The 19,116-nt window shown below is 51.5% G+C and carries 17 protein-coding genes; 8 read left to right on the plus strand and 9 right to left on the minus strand.

Going from position 1 to position 19,116, the window contains the following annotated elements; genetic code table 11:
- Positions 1-60 precede the first annotated feature (60 nt).
- The 5 genes from tmcA to dapA form a co-directional block, all read right to left on the minus strand.
- Entirely contained in the window at positions 61-2,076 is a 2,016-nt protein-coding gene (gene tmcA, locus A7Z06_RS10685; protein WP_105279418.1) for a tRNA cytosine(34) acetyltransferase TmcA, read from the minus strand.
- Positions 2,077-2,090: 14 nt separating this feature from the next.
- Positions 2,091-2,954: a KPN_02809 family neutral zinc metallopeptidase gene (gene ypfJ / locus A7Z06_RS10690; RefSeq protein WP_001267512.1), complete on the minus strand. Its 864-nt coding sequence runs from the start codon at positions 2,952-2,954 to the stop codon at positions 2,091-2,093.
- A 167-nt stretch (positions 2,955-3,121) separates the two neighbouring features.
- Positions 3,122-3,835, minus strand: coding sequence for a phosphoribosylaminoimidazolesuccinocarboxamide synthase (gene purC, locus A7Z06_RS10695; RefSeq protein ID WP_010344579.1), 714 nt, complete (start codon positions 3,833-3,835; stop codon positions 3,122-3,124).
- 212 nt (positions 3,836-4,047) lie between these two features.
- Positions 4,048-5,082, minus strand: coding sequence for an outer membrane protein assembly factor BamC (gene bamC, locus A7Z06_RS10700; RefSeq protein ID WP_010344578.1), 1,035 nt, complete (start codon positions 5,080-5,082; stop codon positions 4,048-4,050).
- A 16-nt stretch (positions 5,083-5,098) separates the two neighbouring features.
- Complete coding sequence (dapA, locus tag A7Z06_RS10705; protein WP_010344577.1) at positions 5,099-5,977, minus strand: 4-hydroxy-tetrahydrodipicolinate synthase; 879 nt, start codon at positions 5,975-5,977, stop codon at positions 5,099-5,101.
- 146 nt (positions 5,978-6,123) lie between these two features.
- Here dapA and A7Z06_RS10710 point away from each other — a divergent pair, with 146 nt between their 5' ends.
- Together A7Z06_RS10710 and bcp are read left to right on the plus strand one after the other, a co-directional pair.
- Complete coding sequence (locus tag A7Z06_RS10710; RefSeq protein ID WP_000176182.1) at positions 6,124-6,696, plus strand: glycine cleavage system transcriptional repressor; 573 nt, start codon at positions 6,124-6,126, stop codon at positions 6,694-6,696.
- Entirely contained in the window at positions 6,696-7,166 is a 471-nt protein-coding gene (gene bcp, locus A7Z06_RS10715; RefSeq protein WP_001068678.1) for a thioredoxin-dependent thiol peroxidase, read from the plus strand. Before A7Z06_RS10710 ends, bcp begins: the two co-directional genes overlap by 1 nt.
- 75 nt (positions 7,167-7,241) lie before the next feature.
- Here the strand turns inward: bcp and A7Z06_RS10720 are convergent, their stop codons facing one another.
- Positions 7,242-8,303 (minus strand): AI-2E family transporter, encoded by a 1,062-nt coding sequence (locus tag A7Z06_RS10720; protein WP_000892038.1) that lies wholly within the window; start codon positions 8,301-8,303, stop codon positions 7,242-7,244.
- A 212-nt stretch (positions 8,304-8,515) separates the two neighbouring features.
- Here A7Z06_RS10720 and bepA point away from each other — a divergent pair, with 212 nt between their 5' ends.
- Together bepA and arsC are read left to right on the plus strand one after the other, a co-directional pair.
- A complete protein-coding gene (gene bepA / locus A7Z06_RS10730; RefSeq protein WP_105279419.1) occupies positions 8,516-9,979 on the plus strand; it encodes a beta-barrel assembly-enhancing protease in 1,464 nt (487 codons plus the stop codon).
- A 20-nt stretch (positions 9,980-9,999) separates the two neighbouring features.
- Positions 10,000-10,359: an arsenate reductase (glutaredoxin) gene (gene arsC / locus A7Z06_RS10735; RefSeq protein WP_000166470.1), complete on the plus strand. Its 360-nt coding sequence runs from the start codon at positions 10,000-10,002 to the stop codon at positions 10,357-10,359.
- Positions 10,360-10,496: 137 nt separating this feature from the next.
- Here the strand turns inward: arsC and A7Z06_RS10740 are convergent, their stop codons facing one another.
- From A7Z06_RS10740 to upp, 3 genes are all read right to left on the minus strand, one after another.
- Positions 10,497-11,198, minus strand: a complete 702-nt coding sequence (locus A7Z06_RS10740) for a DnaA inactivator Hda (RefSeq protein WP_001307333.1) — start codon at positions 11,196-11,198, stop codon at positions 10,497-10,499.
- A gap of 94 nt (positions 11,199-11,292) precedes the next feature.
- A complete protein-coding gene (gene uraA, locus A7Z06_RS10745) occupies positions 11,293-12,582 on the minus strand; it encodes a uracil permease (RefSeq protein WP_000198328.1) in 1,290 nt (429 codons plus the stop codon).
- An 85-nt stretch (positions 12,583-12,667) separates the two neighbouring features.
- Entirely contained in the window at positions 12,668-13,294 is a 627-nt protein-coding gene (gene upp, locus A7Z06_RS10750) for a uracil phosphoribosyltransferase (RefSeq protein WP_001295473.1), read from the minus strand.
- A gap of 324 nt (positions 13,295-13,618) precedes the next feature.
- Here upp and purM point away from each other — a divergent pair, with 324 nt between their 5' ends.
- The 4 genes from purM to ppx all read left to right on the plus strand — a co-directional run bounded on the left by purM (position 13,619) and on the right by ppx (position 19,077).
- The gene (purM, locus tag A7Z06_RS10755; RefSeq protein ID WP_010344571.1) at positions 13,619-14,656 is read left to right on the plus strand and encodes a phosphoribosylformylglycinamidine cyclo-ligase; all 1,038 of its coding nucleotides are present in this window, start codon (positions 13,619-13,621) and stop codon (positions 14,654-14,656) included.
- Positions 14,656-15,294, plus strand: coding sequence for a phosphoribosylglycinamide formyltransferase (gene purN / locus A7Z06_RS10760; protein ID WP_001028605.1), 639 nt, complete (start codon positions 14,656-14,658; stop codon positions 15,292-15,294). Before purM ends, purN begins: the two co-directional genes overlap by 1 nt.
- Positions 15,295-15,464: 170 nt before the next feature.
- Positions 15,465-17,531, plus strand: a complete 2,067-nt coding sequence (gene ppk1, locus A7Z06_RS10765; protein WP_010344570.1) for a polyphosphate kinase 1 — start codon at positions 15,465-15,467, stop codon at positions 17,529-17,531.
- 4 nt (positions 17,532-17,535) lie between these two features.
- On the plus strand, positions 17,536-19,077 hold the full coding sequence (gene ppx, locus A7Z06_RS10770; protein ID WP_105279420.1) for an exopolyphosphatase: 1,542 nt from the start codon (positions 17,536-17,538) through the stop codon (positions 19,075-19,077).
- Positions 19,078-19,116: the final 39 nt, after the last annotated feature.

Genomic DNA, 19,116 nt, shown 5'->3' on the forward strand with positions numbered 1-19,116 from the left:
ACTGATGTCATTAATTTTACGCCGCTGACTCACAATGACCATGGGAGAAAATTGAAGGAGTCAGTGAAAAAATTGCCATTGTGTTATGCGATTGCGCAGGCGTTCAGTGCGGACATCATCAAGTGCGAATAGCGCCTGCGCGGCTTCTTCGCGTTGGCAAACCAGCAATGCCTTACGGCCTGAAAGTTTAAGTGTGGTACATAACTGCGCGTCGCTGACGTTTTTCTGCAACCGTCCTCGCAGCGCCGGTAATGCCCGTTCACTGGTTTGCAGCAGGCGTGTTAAACAACCTAACGACGTTAAAAGGGGACGATGGGCGAAAGCAAAACCGGCCAGTTCAAGCCAGTCATTATCAGAAAGCATGATGTCGTTTAACGGATCAACCGAGATGCTTTCACCATTCCATTGCGAGAGAATTTGTGCGTCGCGGCGTAAACGATAATGCTCACATTCTGCCAATTGTTTACCCGCTTCGCTAATGGGTAATAGTGCCATCGCCGTATAACAGCCGCTACTGGCTTCGCGATGATTACCCATCCGTACCAGCACAAAACCGCAGCGTTGCCAGAAACGCCATAATTCCTCGGTGTAGCCAAAACTCACCGAAAGATAGTCGAGGCCATGCATATATTGCACAGCGTCAGCAATAAGTTGCTGCCCTGTACCTTCCCGCTGACGCGCCGGATGGACGGCAATGCGGCTGACACGCCGTCCGCGTAACGTTGCTGCCAGTGGATTGCTACCGTGTGCCGCCAGCGACTGAGCCACCAGGTTGCCACGCGGGCGACGAAAACCCGCCCATACCGCCTGACTGAGCTCTTCAGATAATCCCCCCTCATCCACCAGCCACAGCGCCCCGGCAATCTCGTTTTCGCAAGTAGCTTGTAAAAAATGTTGTCCAGGCGCGTCCATCATCCGGCGTAAATCCAGCGGTGAAGTCCGGTAGTGCGCACCAGACAATAACTGGTAAACCTTTAACGGCGTTTCTGGCTTGCTTCGCCATGAAGTCTGTTCAAATGCAGAAATGGTGATCTTGCCTTGTGGTACGCGCGTGAAGGTTTCATCGTCAAAAACCAGTGCCTCGCTAACCATTTTTTCCAGCGGGCATCCCTGCGCCCAGCGGATCGGCTGTTGCAATTCAAAACGCTGCAAATGCGGGAAGCGGGCGCAAAATTTCAGCAAAAAGCCACGCCCGGTGCCTTCATAGCCCTGCACCGTAGTGGTTAACAAAGTACGCGGAAAGCGTGATACCAGTTGATGTAATAGTGGGGCGGGTATTGCAGCAGCTTCATCGACAACCAGCCAATCAGCTTTTTCATCACTGGACAGCAATGCATCCGGCGCAACAAAACGAAACTTCTCTCCGGCAAATTGTGCCAGCACATTCGTTGCGGCTCTCGCAGGCGCAGTGACTATCGCACTGCCAGCGATACGGGAAATGAGTTGCCCTGCCAGCGCCGACTTACCGCGTCCGCGCGCAGCAGTTACCGCTGCCACGCCCGGTGGCATAGTCAGAAGCTGTTGTAGTATCTGTTGTTGTTCTGGTTGCGGTGCGCCGGTAGCGGATTGCCAGTCAGTACGGGGAGCAAAATGCGCCAACGTGAACGGCTGATTTTGCCACCAGAGGATAGCGTCGTTATCCGCCGTAAGTACGCGTTTGAGATGCTGGACAAAATGCGGTGTAGCGATGGGACTGGCGCAATCACTCCAGCGCAGCGAATCAGCATCGGGATGGTTTTCCCATTCTTCCCATACAGGGAGTAACAAAACCAGCCAACTGCCCGCTTTCAGCGTTCCACCAAGCGCCGCAAAGGTTGCGGCATCAAAGCCCTGGCGAGCATCGAATACCGAATGCTGGAACTCGCGCCCAAGTAAAGTTTGTAGCGCCGCTGGCGTACAGTGGTTTTCAGAAGTTGGCTGCGGCGATACCCACAGCCAGTCGCCAGGTAATGCGTCACGCAATTTGAGTGCATGTTCACAGCACCAGCACGCATCCCCGCTCAACACCAACAGGCGGCGAATCCCTTCGCGTTTCATTTGCGCTGTGAATGTGTGTAGCGCGGTCAGTTCAGCCATCCCTGCCCCGAAAGTTAAATGCTTTTACCGAAAGTATTGCATTGTGCCGGATCGCCGCTGTCGAAACCACGTTTAAACCAGCTATAGCGTTGTTGGGATGTACCATGAGTAAAGCTGTCCGGCACTACCCGCCCCTGACTTTGCTGCTGTAAGCGGTCATCGCCGATGGCTTGCGCCGCATTCAGCGCCTCTTCCAGATCGCCAGTTTCCAGAACGCCTTGTTGCTGCATACTGTGCCCCCAGACACCGGCAAAACAGTCGGCCTGGAGTTCCATACGCACAGATAAGCGGTTCACTTCCGCCTGCGTCGCGTTTTGTTGCAATTGACGGACTTTCGGTTCAATGCCTAACAGTTTCTGCACATGATGACCGACTTCATGGGCGATAACGTATCCCTGAGCGAAATCACCATCCGCGCCCAGTTTGTCTTTCATGTCATCATAGAAAGAGAGATCGATATAGACCGTACCATCCGCCGGGCAATAGAACGGCCCCATAATGGACTGTCCGGCGCCGCAACCGGTGCGTGTCATTCCGCGATACATCACCAGCTTCGGTTGCTGATAAGTCTTACCCATCTTCTCGAATTGCTGTCCCCAGGTGTCTTCCGTGGTTGCCAGAATTACCGAGGTGAATTTTGCTGCTTCATCTTCATTTGGGCTAATTGAGCGCGTTGATTGCTGTTGGGAAATCGGCTGTCCGGTCATCAACCCAGTTAAATCAACACCATAGTAGCCAGCAACCAGCACCACTACCAGTAAAATCAGCCCACCTTTACCGCTTGGCAGACGGAAACCGGGACCGCCCATTGACGGACCACCAGAGCTGTTTCGCCTGTCTTCAACATTGTCACTTTCACGACGCCCTTGCCAGCGCATAGATACCTCAACAATATATTCATTATAGTGATGATCGTAGGTGCTTCAGAGGAAGATTACCACAGAAAAACGGGAGGAAATGATGGAGGAATGAGCGTTCAATTCACGTATTACAAGAGCGGTCATCTTGCCGTGCCAGCAGCACGGCAAGATGATGAACAGAAAAATCAGTCCAACTGTACACCCAGGCGGCGGGCGACGGCTTCATAGGCCTCGATCAGGCCACCGAGGCTCTGGCGGAAACGGTCTTTGTCCATTTTCTCCAGCGTTTCTTTGTCCCACAGGCGGCTGCCGTCCGGGGAGAACTCATCGCCCAGTACTACTTCACCTTTGTACAGGCCAAACTCCAGCTTGAAGTCGACCAGAATCAAACCAGCATCATCGAACAGTTTTTTCAGCACGTCGTTCGCTTTGTAGGTCAGCTCTTTCATACGCGCCAGGTTCTCTTTGCTCACCCAGCCAAAGGTTTCGCAGTAAGATTCGTTGACCATCGGATCGTGCATGGCGTCGTTTTTCAGGAACAGATCGAACAGCGGCGGGTCCAGCTCAATACCTTCTTCGATTCCAAGACGTTTCACCAGAGAGCCAGCAGCACGGTTACGCACGACACACTCAACCGGCACCATATCCAGCTTTTTCACCAGACATTCAGTATCGGAGAGCAGACGCTCCATTTGAGTCGGGATACCCGCTTCAGCCAGTTTGCTCATAATGAAGTAGTTGAACTTGTTGTTCACCATACCTTTGCGATCAAACTGCTCAATGCGCGCGCCATCACCTGCTGACGTATCATTGCGGAATTCGAGCACCAACAGATCCGGGTTTTCCGTGCTGTATACGGTTTTCGCTTTACCACGATACAACTCAGCTTGCTTTTGCATCTTTATCACTCCTGGGTGTGAATTAACGTTTTAAAATCTTTTGCTGTCTGGTGTGCCGGATATTTTGTCGGATGCGGCGTGAACGCCTTATCTGACCTGTGTCCGACAAACAAATTTCGTGCGAATTAACGCTAAAATCGCGTTTTTCTGCCGACGCACACGTTTGCGTATCATAACAGAAAAAAGGGCCGGATTACTCCAGCCCTGTATTTTTACTTGCTAAACGCTGCCTGGAAGACAGATACCAGTGCGTCGTTTTGGCTTTGAGTCAGCGTATGGCCTTTCGGATCGATGAACTGCAAGCTGCTGCGGTTATCCAAATCACCGACTTGCAGTTTATAGTCACCGGATGCCAGGCCTGGATCGCTCGCGCCCAGTTCCTGCCAGTCACTGTCAGACAACGGCTTATAGGTCACGGCCATGCTGCCCTGCGAACGGGTGCTGTCGGTCACTTTCATGCCCACTTTTTCCAGCGCCGCTGGCAGACGTTGCCAAACCACGTTGAACGGCCCGCGAACGACCAGCATTGGTAAGCCTGTGTCATCAGCAGCACTTTGTACGTCCATGGTGGTGGAAGCGCGGTTTTGTGCCGCATTAGCCGCATCGGTCACGGATTTATCCAGACCGGCGGAAATGACGTTCATCATCTCCGTGCTGTAACGCTGCATGGAAGCCGCGTCTGCAACCGGTTTGCCCGCCTGCTCCAGGTTCAGCAGTTTCACCGTTACCGCCTGCTGATAACCCTGCGGTTTAACAGAGATTTGATAACGACCGCGATACTGCTCGTCTTCGTCCAGACGATTCCATTGCACCCAATCGGTAGTCAGCGTCTGACCAGCATCATCGCGTTGGGTAATGGTGTAGTTTTTCGCCTGCAGCACGCTAACAACCTGCGGCCACAAAGTATTACCACGACCATTTTCTACCAGCAGCGAGGCGGTGTCGCCCGTAAACTGGGTACGTGCGCCGGAAATCAGCGCCAACGGCTGGGCAGGTGGACGAATGTCCAGCGCCTTACCGACAGCACCGCTACCGTTGGTCACCGGTATTGCATAATCACCGGAAGTCACCGGCAAAATCATTCCTGCCGGGGCATGAAGCTCCGCAAGCGGTGCCGCTTCCAGATAGGCTTCATCACCACTCACCTGACGCTTATAGCGTGAGTCAGAACTACAGGCTGCGAGTAACAGAACAAGCGATACACCCGCAACCTTTGCCAGGCGCGACTTTTGAACAGAGTAAGCCATCAAATCTCCCTAAACTTTACAGCAAACCGGCATACTTAAGCGCCGCTCTGACCGTCTCACGACCACTGTCGGTGATTGGTGTCATTGGCAGGCGCAGCGTATCGGTCGCCACAAGACCCAGTTCCTTACATGCCCATTTCACCGGGATTGGATTGGGTTCGACAAATAGTTTGTTGTGTAATGGCATCAGACGCTGGTTAATAACGCGTGCCTCGGCAAAATGCCCTTCTGCCGCCAGTTTGCACATCTGAGCCATATCACGCGCTGCGACGTTAGCAGTAACGGAAATAACGCCATGACCACCTAACTGCATGAAGTCCAGCGTGCTCGCATCATCGCCGCTCAGCAGAACAAAATCGTCTGAAACCAGCTCTTTGATCTGGTTAACACGCGTTAAGTTCCCTGTTGCCTCTTTGATTCCGATAATATTTTTTACTTTCGCCAGACGGCCCACCGTTTCTGGTAGCAGATCGCAGCCAGTACGGGACGGCACATTATACAGGATTTGCGGCAGGTCAGTATGTTCAGCGATGGCTTTGAAATGCTGATACAGACCTTCCTGCGACGGGCGGTTGTAATAAGGGGTCACCGTCAGGCAGCCAGCAATGCCACTGTCATTGAAACGCTGTGTCAGGCTAATGGCTTCCGCAGTAGCGTTAGCGCCGGTTCCGGCAATCACCGGAATACGCCCGTCAGCCAGCTCCAGGGTCATCATCACCACATCAACATGTTCGTCATGATTCAGGGTAGCGGACTCACCAGTGGTGCCAACAGAAACAATCGCCGAAGTACCGCTGGCGACATGATAATCAATCAGTTTTTTTAAGCTAGCCCGACAGACATTACCTTTTTCATCCATCGGAGTAACAATCGCGACAATACTTCCCGTGAACATGGGCCATCCTCTGTGCAAACAAGTGTCTCAATGGTACGTTTGGTATGGCATTAAAAGCAAGCAAACAGAACCGTTCTGATTGTTGTATGCATGTTTTTTTTATGCTTTCCTTAAGAGCTACTCTCCCCCTTGAAGGAATAACCGGTTTGACACTGTCATCGCAACATTATCTGGTGATCACTGCGCTGGGTGCCGATCGCCCAGGAATTGTGAACACTATCACCCGTCATGTCAGTAGTTGCGGCTGTAATATTGAAGACAGTCGCCTGGCGATGCTGGGAGAAGAGTTCACCTTTATCATGCTGCTTTCCGGTTCATGGAATGCAATCACCTTGATCGAATCAACGTTACCGTTGAAAGGTGCCGAACTGGATCTTTTAATCGTGATGAAGCGCACGACGGCTCGTCCGCGTCCGCCGATGCCCGCATCTGTCTGGGTTCAGATCGATGTGGCAGATTCACCGCATTTAATTGAACGCTTTACCGCACTTTTTGACGCGCACCATATGAACATTGCGGAGCTAGTGTCTCGCACGCAACCTGCTGAAAATGAACGAGCTGCGCAACTGCATATTCAGATAACCGCCCACAGCCCGGCGTCTGCGGATTCAGCAAATATTGAACAAGCTTTCAAAGCACTATGTACAGAACTCAATGCGCAAGGCAGTATTAGCGTCGTCAATTATTCCCAACATGATGAACAGGATGGAGTTAAGTAATGAATCCACTGAAAGCCGGTGACATCGCACCGAAATTTAGCTTGCCGGATCAAGACGGAGAACAAGTTAATTTGACCGACTTCCAGGGACAGCGTGTTCTGGTTTATTTCTACCCGAAAGCCATGACCCCCGGCTGTACCGTACAAGCCTGTGGCTTACGCGATAACATGGATGAGTTGAAAAAAGCCGGTGTTGATGTACTGGGTATTAGCACCGATAAACCCGAAAAACTCTTCCGTTTTGCGGAAAAAGAGCTGCTCAACTTTACGCTTCTGTCTGATGAAGACCACCAGGTGTGCGAACAATTCGGCGTCTGGGGAGAGAAGTCCTTCATGGGCAAAACCTACGATGGTATTCACCGCATCAGCTTCTTGATCGATGCTGACGGCAAAATCGAACATGTCTTTGACGATTTCAAAACCAGCAATCACCACGACGTAGTGATTAACTGGCTGAAAGAACACGCCTGATTACTTTGCTCCATTCCGTGCTGGCTGCGCTTGCGGCCAGCACTCCTCACCTCCGGCGATATAGCGGAATGAAGGTTAATCTTGCGCAATTTGACCATCGGGCCAGGCATGGATTACCGCTTTAATTAGCGTCGCCAGAGGAATGGCAAAGAACACCCCCCAGAATCCCCACAAACCACCGAAGATCACCACCGATAAAATAATCACCAGCGGATGCAGGTTAACCGCTTCGGAGAACAACACCGGTACTAACAGGTTGCCATCCAGCGCCTGAATAATCAGATATACCGCGAAGCAGCTCCAGAATTCAGTGCCAGCGCCAAACTGGAATAGCGCCACGCCGACCACCGGAATGGTCACCACAAATGCGCCAATGTACGGAATAAGCACAGAGAAACCGACCAGCACCGCCAGCAGCAGTGAATAGTTCAACCCGAAAAGCAAGAACCCCAGCCAGGTGGCTATCCCCACCACAATCATCTCCAGTACCTTGCCACGGATGTAGTTGGTGATTTGCTGGTTCATCTCCTTCCAGACCTGACCTGCCAGCCCACGGTTACGCGGAAGCACCCGGCGGACGGCATTCAACATTTGCTCTTTATCTTTCAGAAGGAAAAAGACCATCAGCGGCACCAGAACAAGATAGACGGCAATGGTCAGCAGGCCCACCAGCGATGCGAGAGAGATTTTCACCACCGAATCGCCCATGGTGAGCATCCGGCTGCGCATATTGTCGGCCATCGCATCAATAATGCCCGCATCCATTAACGCCGGATAACGGCGCGGCAACGTGGCGGCAAAATCAGATAGCTTATTGAGCATCCCCGGCATATCGCGGATTAAATATATGCCCTGCTGCCAGGCGATAGGCAGTACCACGAACGCCATCAGCAGCAAAATTCCAACGAAAACCACCAATACAATCGACGTCGCCCAACGGCGGGAACAGCCAATAGATTGCAGGCGCACGGTTGGCCATTCAAGCAAATAGGCCAGCACAATAGCCACCAGCAACGGTGCGAGTAGGCCACTAAAGAAAAAGATAATGCCAAATCCGGCAACTAAAATAACCAGCAAGGCAATCGCTTCCGGGTCGCTAAAACGGCGGCGATACCATTGCATCAACATTTCGAGCATAAAGACCTTCCCTGAACCTCAAGAGCGGGATTGCGATCCGCAATTGTATCGAAATGTCACAAAAAAGACTTCGCTTTTTATGACGGATTCAGGAAACTGAAAAGTCATTTGAGTGGGTTAATCTTCGCCGTTACACTCAAAGGCGGCGCGGTGGGAACGATATTTTACAGTATCGGTCAAATGACTATCTCCAGAAATACAGGACAGAGGTTATGTTCAGGCAGTTGAAAAAAAACCTGGTTGCAACCCTCATTGCTGCTATGACCATCGGTCAGGTAGCCCCGGCGTTTGCCGATAGCGCAGACACCTTGCCGGATATGGGAACCTCCGCAGGAAGCACGCTTTCCATTGGTCAGGAAATGCAGATGGGCGACTATTATGTCCGCCAGCTACGCGGCAGCGCACCGTTAATTAATGACCCGCTATTAACGCAATATATTAATTCGCTGGGGATGCGCCTGGTTTCACATGCCAACTCAGTTAAGACACCGTTTCATTTCTTTCTGATCAACAATGACGAAATTAACGCCTTTGCTTTCTTTGGCGGCAACGTGGTGCTGCACTCTGCCCTGTTCCGTTATTCCGATAACGAAAGTCAACTGGCTTCAGTTATGGCGCACGAAATCTCCCACGTCACCCAACGTCACCTGGCGCGAGCGATGGAAGATCAGCAGCGCAGCGCGCCACTGACCTGGGTCGGGGCGTTAGGTTCTATTTTACTGGCAATGGCCAGCCCGCAGGCGGGGATGGCGGCGCTGACCGGTACACTGGCGGGAACGCGCCAGGGGATGATCAGCTTCACCCAGCAAAATGAACAGGAAGCGGACCGCATTGGTATTCAAGTGCTGCAACGCTCGGGGTTCGATCCGCAGGCGATGCCGACCTTCCTCGAAAAACTGCTCGATCAGGCGCGTTACTCTTCGCGTCCGCCGGAAATTTTGCTGACTCACCCGCTGCCGGAAAGCCGTCTGGCTGATGCCCGTAACCGTGCCAATCAGATGCGCCCAATGGTGGTGCAGTCGTCGGAAGATTTCTATCTGGCGAAAGCGCGCACACTGGGGATGTACAATTCCGGACGTAATCAGCTCACCAGTGATTTGCTGGATGAATGGGCGAAAGGAAACGTTCGTCAGCAACGAGCGGCGCAATATGGTCGTGCTTTGCAGGCGATGGAAGCCAATAAATACGACGAGGCACGGAAAACGCTGCAACCGTTACTGGCGGCAGAACCCGGCAACGCGTGGTATCTCGATCTGGCTACCGATATCGATCTTGGGCAAAACAAAGCCAATGACGCGATCAATCGCCTGAAAAATGCCCGTGATTTGCGCACCAATCCTGTGTTGCAGCTCAACCTGGCGAATGCTTATCTGCAAGGGGGGCAACCACAGGAAGCCGCCAATATTCTGAACCGCTACATCTTTAACAATAAAGATGACAGCAATGGCTGGGATTTACTGGCACAGGCGGAGGCCGCGCTAAATAATCGCGATCAGGAACTGGCAGCGCGAGCAGAAGGTTATGCGCTCGCCGGGCGACTCGATCAGGCCATTTCCTTGTTGAGTAGCGCCAGTTCGCAGGTGAAATTAGGCAGCCTGCAACAAGCGCGTTACGATGCGCGCATCGACCAGTTGCGCCAGTTGCAGGAACGCTTTAAGCCTTATACCAAGATGTAATTTGCATTAAAGGAAGAACAATGACCAAACAGGTAAAAATCTACCATAACCCACGCTGTTCAAAGAGCCGGGAAACGCTGACACTGCTGAAAGAAAACGGCGTGGAGCCAGAAGTGGTGCTCTATCTTGAGACTCCCGCCGATGCGGCAACGCTGCGCGATTTGCTGAAAATGCTGGGGATGAATAGCGCCCGTGAATTGATGCGCCAGAAAGAAGATCTTTATAAAGAGCTGAACCTGGCTGACAGTTCGCTTAGCGAAGAGGCGCTGATTCAGGCGATGGTGGATAATCCGAAGCTGATGGAGCGCCCGATTGTGGTCGCCAATGGCAAAGCGCGGATTGGACGTCCACCGGAGCAAGTGCTGGAAATCGTGGATTAAGATGTGCCCCATCGCTAGTTAAGGCACATTGCCGGATGCGACGCTTGCCGCGTCTTGTCCGGCCCAGGAATACTATGGATTAACTTCGCGTAGGTCGGATAAGGCGCTCGCGCCGCATCCGACAATAAACACCTTATCTACAACTTCAGAATTTCTTTCACAAACGGAATGGTCAGCTTACGTTGCGCGGTAATCGACGCACGATCCAACTGATCCAGTGTCATAAATAGCGTGCGCATCTCTCTGTCGAGCCGCTTCAGCAAGAAGCGTCCCACATCTTCCGGTAGTTCAAAACCACGCAAACGCGCGCGTAACTGTAGCGCCTGCAACTTATCTTCATCAGAAAGTGGCTGCAATTTGTAGATCTGCCCCCAGTCAAGACGCGACGCGAGATCCGGTAATCCCAGATTCAACTGACGCGGTGGACGATCGCCGGTGATCAACAACCGTGTTTTGCCCGACTCCAGAATCCGATTGTAGAGATCGAAAATCGCCATCTCCCACAACTCATCGCCGGCAATACACTCGATATTGTCAATGCAAACCAGCGACAAATGCTCCATACCGTCGAGCACTTCCGGGACAAACCAGGTGCGTTTATCCAGCGGGACATAGCCCACCGCATCGCCACGCTGCGACAATTCCGCGCAAGCCGCGTGCAGCAGATGGCTGCGCCCCGCGCCTTCGCGTGCCCAGAGATAGATGTAACCGCTATGTTCCTGACGCAGCACGTTTTGCAGCGCGGCCAGTAGAGAGGAGTTATCCCCCGGCCAGAAACTTGCAAAGGTTTCGTCGTCAGGAAGATAAAGTGGCAAAGAGAGCTGTGCCGGTGTGTTCAGAGATACCTCAACCAGGATTTCACAAAATCGCGAGAAGTTTACCACAGAATCCCATGATGTTTGAACCGGGCAGCAGCACTGCCCGGTCGGTACATTATTTGTCTGTTATATCTGCGTCTTCTGCGTCCAGCACCACTTCTTCAGGGCGCAGCACGCTAATCAGTTTGAAGATCAGGCTTAAGCCGATACCGACGATAGTCGCCAGCGCCATGCCTTTCAGCTCCGCCGCGCCGATGTTTACCTTGGCACCACTGACGCCGATGATCAAAATCACGGAAGTCAGGATCAGGTTCTGTGCTTTGTTGTAATCCACTTTCGATTCGATCAACACACGAATACCGGAAGCACCGATGACACCGTAAAGCAGCAGCGAAACGCCGCCCATCACCGGCAATGGGATCATCTGGATAGCAGCCGCCAGTTTACCGACGCAGGAAAGCAGGATAGCAAAAATCGCCGCGCCGCCGATAACCCAGGTACTGTAAACACGGGTGATCGCCATCACGCCAATGTTTTCCCCGTAGGTGGTGTTTGGCGTGGAGCCAAAGAAGCCGGAGATCACAGTCGACAGGCCGTTAGCGAACATCGAACGGTGCAGACCTGGATCGCGCAGCAAATCCTTTTTGACAATGTTAGCCGTTACTACCAGGTGACCTACGTGTTCGGCAATAACCACTAATGCCGCTGGCAGAATAGTCAGAATAGCGAACCACTCGAAGCGCGGCGTATAGAGGGTTGGCAGCGCAAACCAGTGAGCATTAATAATCGGCGTGGTATCGACAATTCCCATGGCGAAGGAGAGCGCGTAACCCACCAGCACGCCAATTAAAATCGGGATAATTGCCAGGAAACCACGAAACAGCACGGAACCTAAAACCGTAACCGCCAGGGTGGTAATGGAGATGATGATGGTTTTGGAGTCTGGCGTTTGCCCTTCAGCCGGGAGTAACCCCGCCATACCGGCAGCTACGCCCGCCAGCTCCAGACCGATGACGGCAACGATTGCGCCCATTGCCGCAGGTGGAAACAGCACGTCCAGCCAGCCGGTTCCCGCTTTCTTCACGATGAAAGAGACCAGGCAGAACAGCACGCCGCACATAATAAAGCCGCCCAGCGCGACTTCATATCCCAATGGCAACAGTAACAATACCGGTGAAATAAAGGCAAAGCTGGAACCAAGATAAGCCGGGATTTTCCCTTTACAGATGAAGAGATACAGCAGCGTCCCGATACCGTTAAATAACAGTACAGTCGCCGGGTTAATATGAAATAAGACGGGCACCAGGACGGTTGCACCAAACATGGCGAACAAATGTTGCAAACTAAGCGGGATTGTCTGTAAAAGTGGCGGTCTTTCACTCACCCCGATAGCACGGCGCGTCATAGTATATTCCTCTGTATTATGTGTTATAGGCGCTTTACTCAAAAAAAAGCCGACTCTTAAAGTCGGCTTTAATTATTTTTATTCTTTATTTTGTACCAAAGATTTTGTCACCGGCATCGCCAAGACCCGGAATAATGTATCCGTGCTCGTTCAATCCCTGGTCAATCGATGCAGTATATAGCTCGACGTCCGGGTGCGCTTTTTCCAGCGCAGCGATACCTTCTGGTGCAGCGACCAGCACCAGAACTTTGATGCTGCTGCAGCCCGCTTTTTTCAGCAGGTCGATAGTCGCGATAACGGAACCACCGGTTGCCAGCATTGGGTCAACGATCAGCGCCATACGCTCATCGATGTTAGAAACCAGTTTCTGGAAGTACGGTACTGGTTCCAGCGTTTCTTCATTACGGTACATACCGACTACGCTGATGCGCGCGCTCGGAACGTTTTCCAGCACGCCATCCATCATCCCCAGACCAGCGCGCAGAATCGGCACCACGGTAATTTTCTTACCTTTAATCTGGTCGATTTCCACCGGGCCGTTCCAGCCTTCGATGGTTACTTTTTCAGTTTCGAGGTCAGCGGTCGCTTCGTAAGTCAGCAGGCTACCCACTTCGGAAGCGAGTTCGCGAAAGCGCTTGGTGCTGATATCTTGCTCACGCATCAGTCCCAGCTTGTGTTTGACGAGTGGGTGTTTGACTTCCACGATCTTCATACTCTTTCTCCTTTGAGGGCAGCCACAAAAAAAATCGACGGATTATACCGCCTTTCTTCAAGGCGGCAATATTATTTTCGTTGACCTCAGTCAAGATCATAAAGATTTTAGATAAAGTTATTTTATAATCAAATAGTTAATAGTGGTAATTATCCTGGCAAAAAATCATTCATCCGCTCTATGTACACATTTTTTTTGTCACTCTCTCGGTAAAAAGAGGTTAAAAAAGGTTATGTAAAGCAGTCTCGCAAACGTTTGCTTTCCCTGTTAGAATTGCGCCGAATTTTATTTTTCTACCGCAAGTAACGCGTGGGGACCCAAGCAGTGACCGATAAAACCTCTCTTAGCTACAAAGATGCCGGTGTTGATATAGACGCAGGTAATGCTCTGGTTGGAAGAATCAAAGGCGTAGTGAAGAAAACGCGTCGCCCGGAAGTGATGGGCGGTCTGGGCGGCTTCGGTGCGCTGTGTGCGTTGCCGCAAAAATATCGTGAACCCGTGCTGGTTTCCGGCACTGACGGTGTAGGCACCAAGCTGCGCCTGGCAATGGACTTAAAACGTCACGACACCATTGGTATCGATCTGGTCGCCATGTGCGTTAATGACCTGGTGGTGCAAGGCGCTGAGCCGCTGTTTTTCCTCGACTATTACGCAACCGGAAAATTAGATGTCGATACTGCTTCATCAGTGATCAGCGGCATCGCCGAAGGTTGTCTGCAATCCGGGTGTTCGCTGGTAGGTGGCGAAACGGCGGAAATGCCGGGGATGTATCACGGTGAAGATTATGACGTTGCGGGTTTCTGCGTTGGCGTGGTAGAAAAATCAGAAATCATCGACGGTTCTAAAGTCAGCGACGGCGATGTGCTGATTGCGCTTGGCTCCAGCGGCCCGCATTCGAACGGCTATTCGCTGGTGCGCAAAATTCTCGAAGTCAGCGGTTGTGATCCACAAACCACCGAACTTGATGGTAAGCCATTAGCCGATCATCTGTTGGCACCGACCCGCATTTACGTGAAGTCAGTGCTGGAGTTGATCGAAAAGGTCGACGTGCACGCTATTGCGCACCTGACCGGTGGCGGCTTCTGGGAAAATATTCCGCGCGTATTGCCGGAAAACACTCAGGCAGTCATTGATGAATCCTCCTGGCAGTGGCCGGAAGTGTTCAACTGGCTGCAAACGGCGGGTAATGTCGAGCGCCATGAAATGTATCGCACCTTCAACTGCGGCGTCGGGATGATTATCGCCCTGCCTGCTCCGGAAGTGGACAAAGCTCTCACTCTGCTTAATGCCAACGGTGAAAACGCGTGGAAAATCGGTATCATCAAAGCCTCTGATTCCGAACAACGCGTGGTTATCGAATAATGAATATTGTGGTGCTTATTTCCGGCAACGGAAGTAACTTGCAGGCAATTATAGACGCCTGCAAAACCAACAAAATTAAAGGCACCCTACGGGCAGTTTTCAGTAATAAGGCCGACGCGTTCGGCCTTGAACGCGCCCGCAAAGCCGGTATTGCAACGCATACGCTCATCGCCAGCGCGTTTGACAGTCGTGAAGCCTATGACCGGGAGTTGATTCACGAGATCGATATGTACGCTCCCGACGTGGTTGTACTGGCCGGTTTTATGCGCATTCTCAGCCCGGCGTTTGTCTCCCACTATGCTGGTCGTTTGCTGAACATTCACCCTTCCCTGCTGCCAAAATATCCCGGTTTGCACACCCATCGTCAGGCGCTGGAAAATGGCGACGAGGAACACGGTACATCGGTGCATTTCGTTACCGATGAACTGGACGGTGGGCCGGTTATTTTACAGGCAAAAGTCCCGGTATTTGCCGGTGATACAGAAGATGAAATCACCGCCCGCGTACAAACCCAGGAGCACGCTATTTATCCGCTGGTGATTAGCTGGTTTGCCGATGGTCGTCTGAAGATGCACGAAAACGCCGCGTGGCTGGATGGTCAGCGTCTGCCGCCGCAGGGCTACGCTGCCGACGAGTAACGCCGCCGTAGTTAAAGCGCCAGCCCTGCGTTGGCGTTTTTCAATTCACCTGTAAATCGCAGGCTCCAGCAGTTTTTTTCTCCCTTTTCTGGCATAGTTGGACATCTGCCAATATTGCTCGCCATAATATCCAGGCAGTGTCCCGTGAATAAAACGGAGTAAAAGTGGTAATGGGTCAGGAAAAGCTATACATCGAAAAAGAGCTCAGTTGGTTATCGTTCAATGAACGCGTGCTTCAGGAAGCGGCGGACAAATCTAACCCGCTGATTGAAAGGATGCGTTTCCTGGGGATCTATTCCAATAACCTTGATGAGTTCTATAAAGTCCGCTTCGCTGAACTGAAGCGACGCATCATTATTAGCGAAGAACAAGGTTCTAATTCTCATTCCCGCCATTTGCTGGGCAAAATTCAATCCCGCGTGCTGAAAGCCGATCAGGAATTCGACGGCCTCTACAACGAACTGTTGCTGGAGATGGCGCGCAACCAGATTTTCCTGATTAATGAACGCCAGCTCTCTGTCAATCAACAAAACTGGCTGCGTCATTATTTTAAGCAGTATCTGCGTCAGCACATTACGCCGATTCTAATCAACCCTGACACTGACTTAGTGCAGTTCCTGAAAGATGACTACACCTATCTGGCGGTAGAAATTATCCGTGGCGACACTATTCGTTACGCGCTGCTGGAGATCCCCTCAGATAAAGTGCCGCGCTTTGTGAATTTGCCGCCGGAAGCACCGCGCAGACGCAAGCCTATGATTCTTCTGGATAACATTCTGCGTTACTGCCTTGATGATATTTTCAAAGGCTTCTTTGATTATGACGCGCTGAATGCCTATTCAATGAAGATGACCCGCGATGCTGAATACGATTTAGTGCACGAGATGGAAGCCAGCCTGATGGAGCTGATGTCTTCCAGTCTGAAGCAGCGTTTAACCGCAGAACCGGTGCGTTTTGTTTATCAGCGCGATATGCCCAGTGCTCTGGTTGAGGTGTTGCGCGAAAAACTGACGATTTCCCGCTACGACTCCATCGTACCCGGTGGTCGTTATCATAATTTTAAAGACTTTATTAATTTCCCCAATGTCGGCAAAGCGAATCTGGTGAATAAGCCACTGCCACGTTTACGCCACATTTGGTTTGATAAAGCCCAGTTCCGTAACGGTTTTGATGCCATTCGCGAACACGATGTGCTGCTCTATTATCCTTATCACACTTTTGAACATGTGCTGGAACTGCTACGCCAGGCCTCGTTCGACCCAAGCGTACTGGCGATTAAAATTAACATTTACCGCGTAGCGAAAGATTCGCGCATCATCGACTCGATGATCCACGCCGCTCACAACGGTAAGAAAGTCACCGTGGTGGTTGAGTTACAGGCGCGTTTCGATGAAGAAGCCAACATTCACTGGGCAAAACGGCTGACTGAAGCGGGCGTACACGTGATTTTCTCTGCGCCGGGGCTGAAAATTCACGCCAAACTGTTCCTGATTTCACGTAAAGAAAACGGCGAAGTCGTGCGTTACGCGCATATCGGAACCGGGAACTTTAATGAAAAAACCGCGCGTCTTTATACCGACTACTCACTGCTGACCGCCGATGCGCGCATCACCAACGAAGTACGGCGGGTGTTCAACTTTATTGAAAATCCATACCGTCCGGTGACTTTCGATTATTTAATGGTGTCGCCGCAAAACTCCCGTCGTTTGCTGTATGAAATGGTGGATCGTGAGATAGCCAACGCTCAACAAGGGCTGCCTTGCGGTATTACCCTGAAACTGAATAACCTGGTCGATAAAGGTCTGGTCGATCGACTGTATGCGGCCTCCAGTTCCGGCGTGCCGGTAAATCTACTGGTACGCGGAATGTGTTCGCTGATCCCCAATCTGGAAGGTATTAGCGACAATATTCGTGCTATTAGTATTGTCGATCGTTACCTTGAACATGATCGGGTTTATATTTTTGAAAACGGCGGCGATAAAAAAGTTTACCTTTCTTCCGCCGACTGGATGACACGCAATATTGATTATCGTATTGAAGTGGCTACACCGCTACTCGATCCCCGACTGAAGCAGCGGGTGCTGGACATCATCGAAATTCTGTTCAGCGACACGGTCAAAGCGCGTTATATCGATAAAGAACTCAGTAATCGCTACGTCCCCCGTGGTAACCGCCGCAAAGTACGGGCGCAATTGGCGATCTACGACTACATCAAATCACTCGAACAATCTGAATAACCCTATGCCAATACACGACAAATCCCCTCGCCCACAGGAGTTTGCTGCGGTCGATCTTGGTTCAAACAGTTTCCACATGGTCATTGCCCGTGTGGTTGATGGCGCAATGCAGATTATTGGTCGCCTGAAACAACGGGTACATCTGGCGGACGGCCTGGGGCCAGATAATATGTTGAGTGAGGAAGCGATGACGCGTGGCTTAAACTGCCTGTCGCTGTTTGCCGAACGCCTGCAGGGTTTTTCTCCTTCCAGCGTCTGTATTGTCGGAACCCATACTCTACGTCAGGCGTTGAATGCCACTGACTTTCTGAAGCGAGCAGAAAAGGTTATCCCCTACCCAATTGAAATTATTTCCGGCAACGAAGAAGCGCGTCTGATTTTTATGGGCGTGGAGCATACCCAGCCGGAAAAAGGCCGCAAACTGGTTATTGATATTGGTGGCGGCTCAACAGAACTGGTGATTGGTGAAAATTTCGAACCTATTCTCGTGGAAAGTCGCCGGATGGGTTGTGTCAGCTTTGCCCAGCTTTATTTCCAGGGCGGCGTCATCAATAAAGAAAATTTTCAGCGCGCACGCATGGCAGCAGCGCAAAAACTTGAAACCTTAACCTGGCAATTCCGTATCCAGGGCTGGAATGTGGCAATGGGCGCTTCCGGCACCATTAAAGCTGCTCATGAAGTGTTGATGGAAATGGGCGAGAAAGACGGGATAATTACCCCGGAACGTCTGGAAAAACTGGTAAAAGAGGTTTTACGGCACCGTAATTTCGCATCGCTGAGTTTACCGGGTCTTTCCGAAGAGCGGAAAACTGTCTTCGTTCCTGGACTGGCGATTTTATGCGGTGTGTTTGATGCCTTAGCCATCCGTGAACTGCGACTTTCTGACGGGGCGCTTCGTGAAGGCGTACTGTATGAGATGGAAGGACGTTTTCGCCATCAGGATGTGCGTAGCCGCACCGCCAGTAGTCTGGCTAACCAGTATCATATCGACAGTGAACAGGCACGACGGGTGCTGGATACCACTATGCAAATGTACGGACAGTGGCGAGAACAACAACCGAAGCTGGCGCATACGCAACTGGAGGCGCTACTGCGATGGGCCGCCATGCTGCATGAGGTCGGGTTGAATATCAACCATAGCGGTTTGCATCGCCACTCCGCTTATATTCTGCAAAACAGCGACTTGCCGGGTTTTAATCAGGAACAGCAGTTGATGATGGCGACACTGGTGCGCTATCACCGTAAAGCGATTAAGCTCGACGATCTGCCGCGCTTTACCTTGTTTAAGAAGAAACAGTTCCTGCCACTGATTCAGCTATTACGCCTTGGCGTATTACTCAATAATCAACGTCAGGCTACCACCACGCCGCCAACATTGACGCTGATTACCGATGACAGCCACTGGACCCTGCGTTTTCCGCATGACTGGTTTAGCCAGAACGCGCTGGTATTGCTTGATCTGGAAAAGGAACAAGAATACTGGGAAGGCGTGGCTGGCTGGCGACTAAAAATTGAAGAAGAAAGCACGCCTGAAATTGCGGCTTAATATGAAATGAAAACGGGCCAACATGTTATGTTGGCCCAA

Origin of the sequence: Escherichia sp. MOD1-EC6819 (assembly GCF_002965765.1) — a bacterium.
Taxonomy (GTDB): Bacteria; Pseudomonadota; Gammaproteobacteria; order Enterobacterales; family Enterobacteriaceae; genus Escherichia; species Escherichia ruysiae.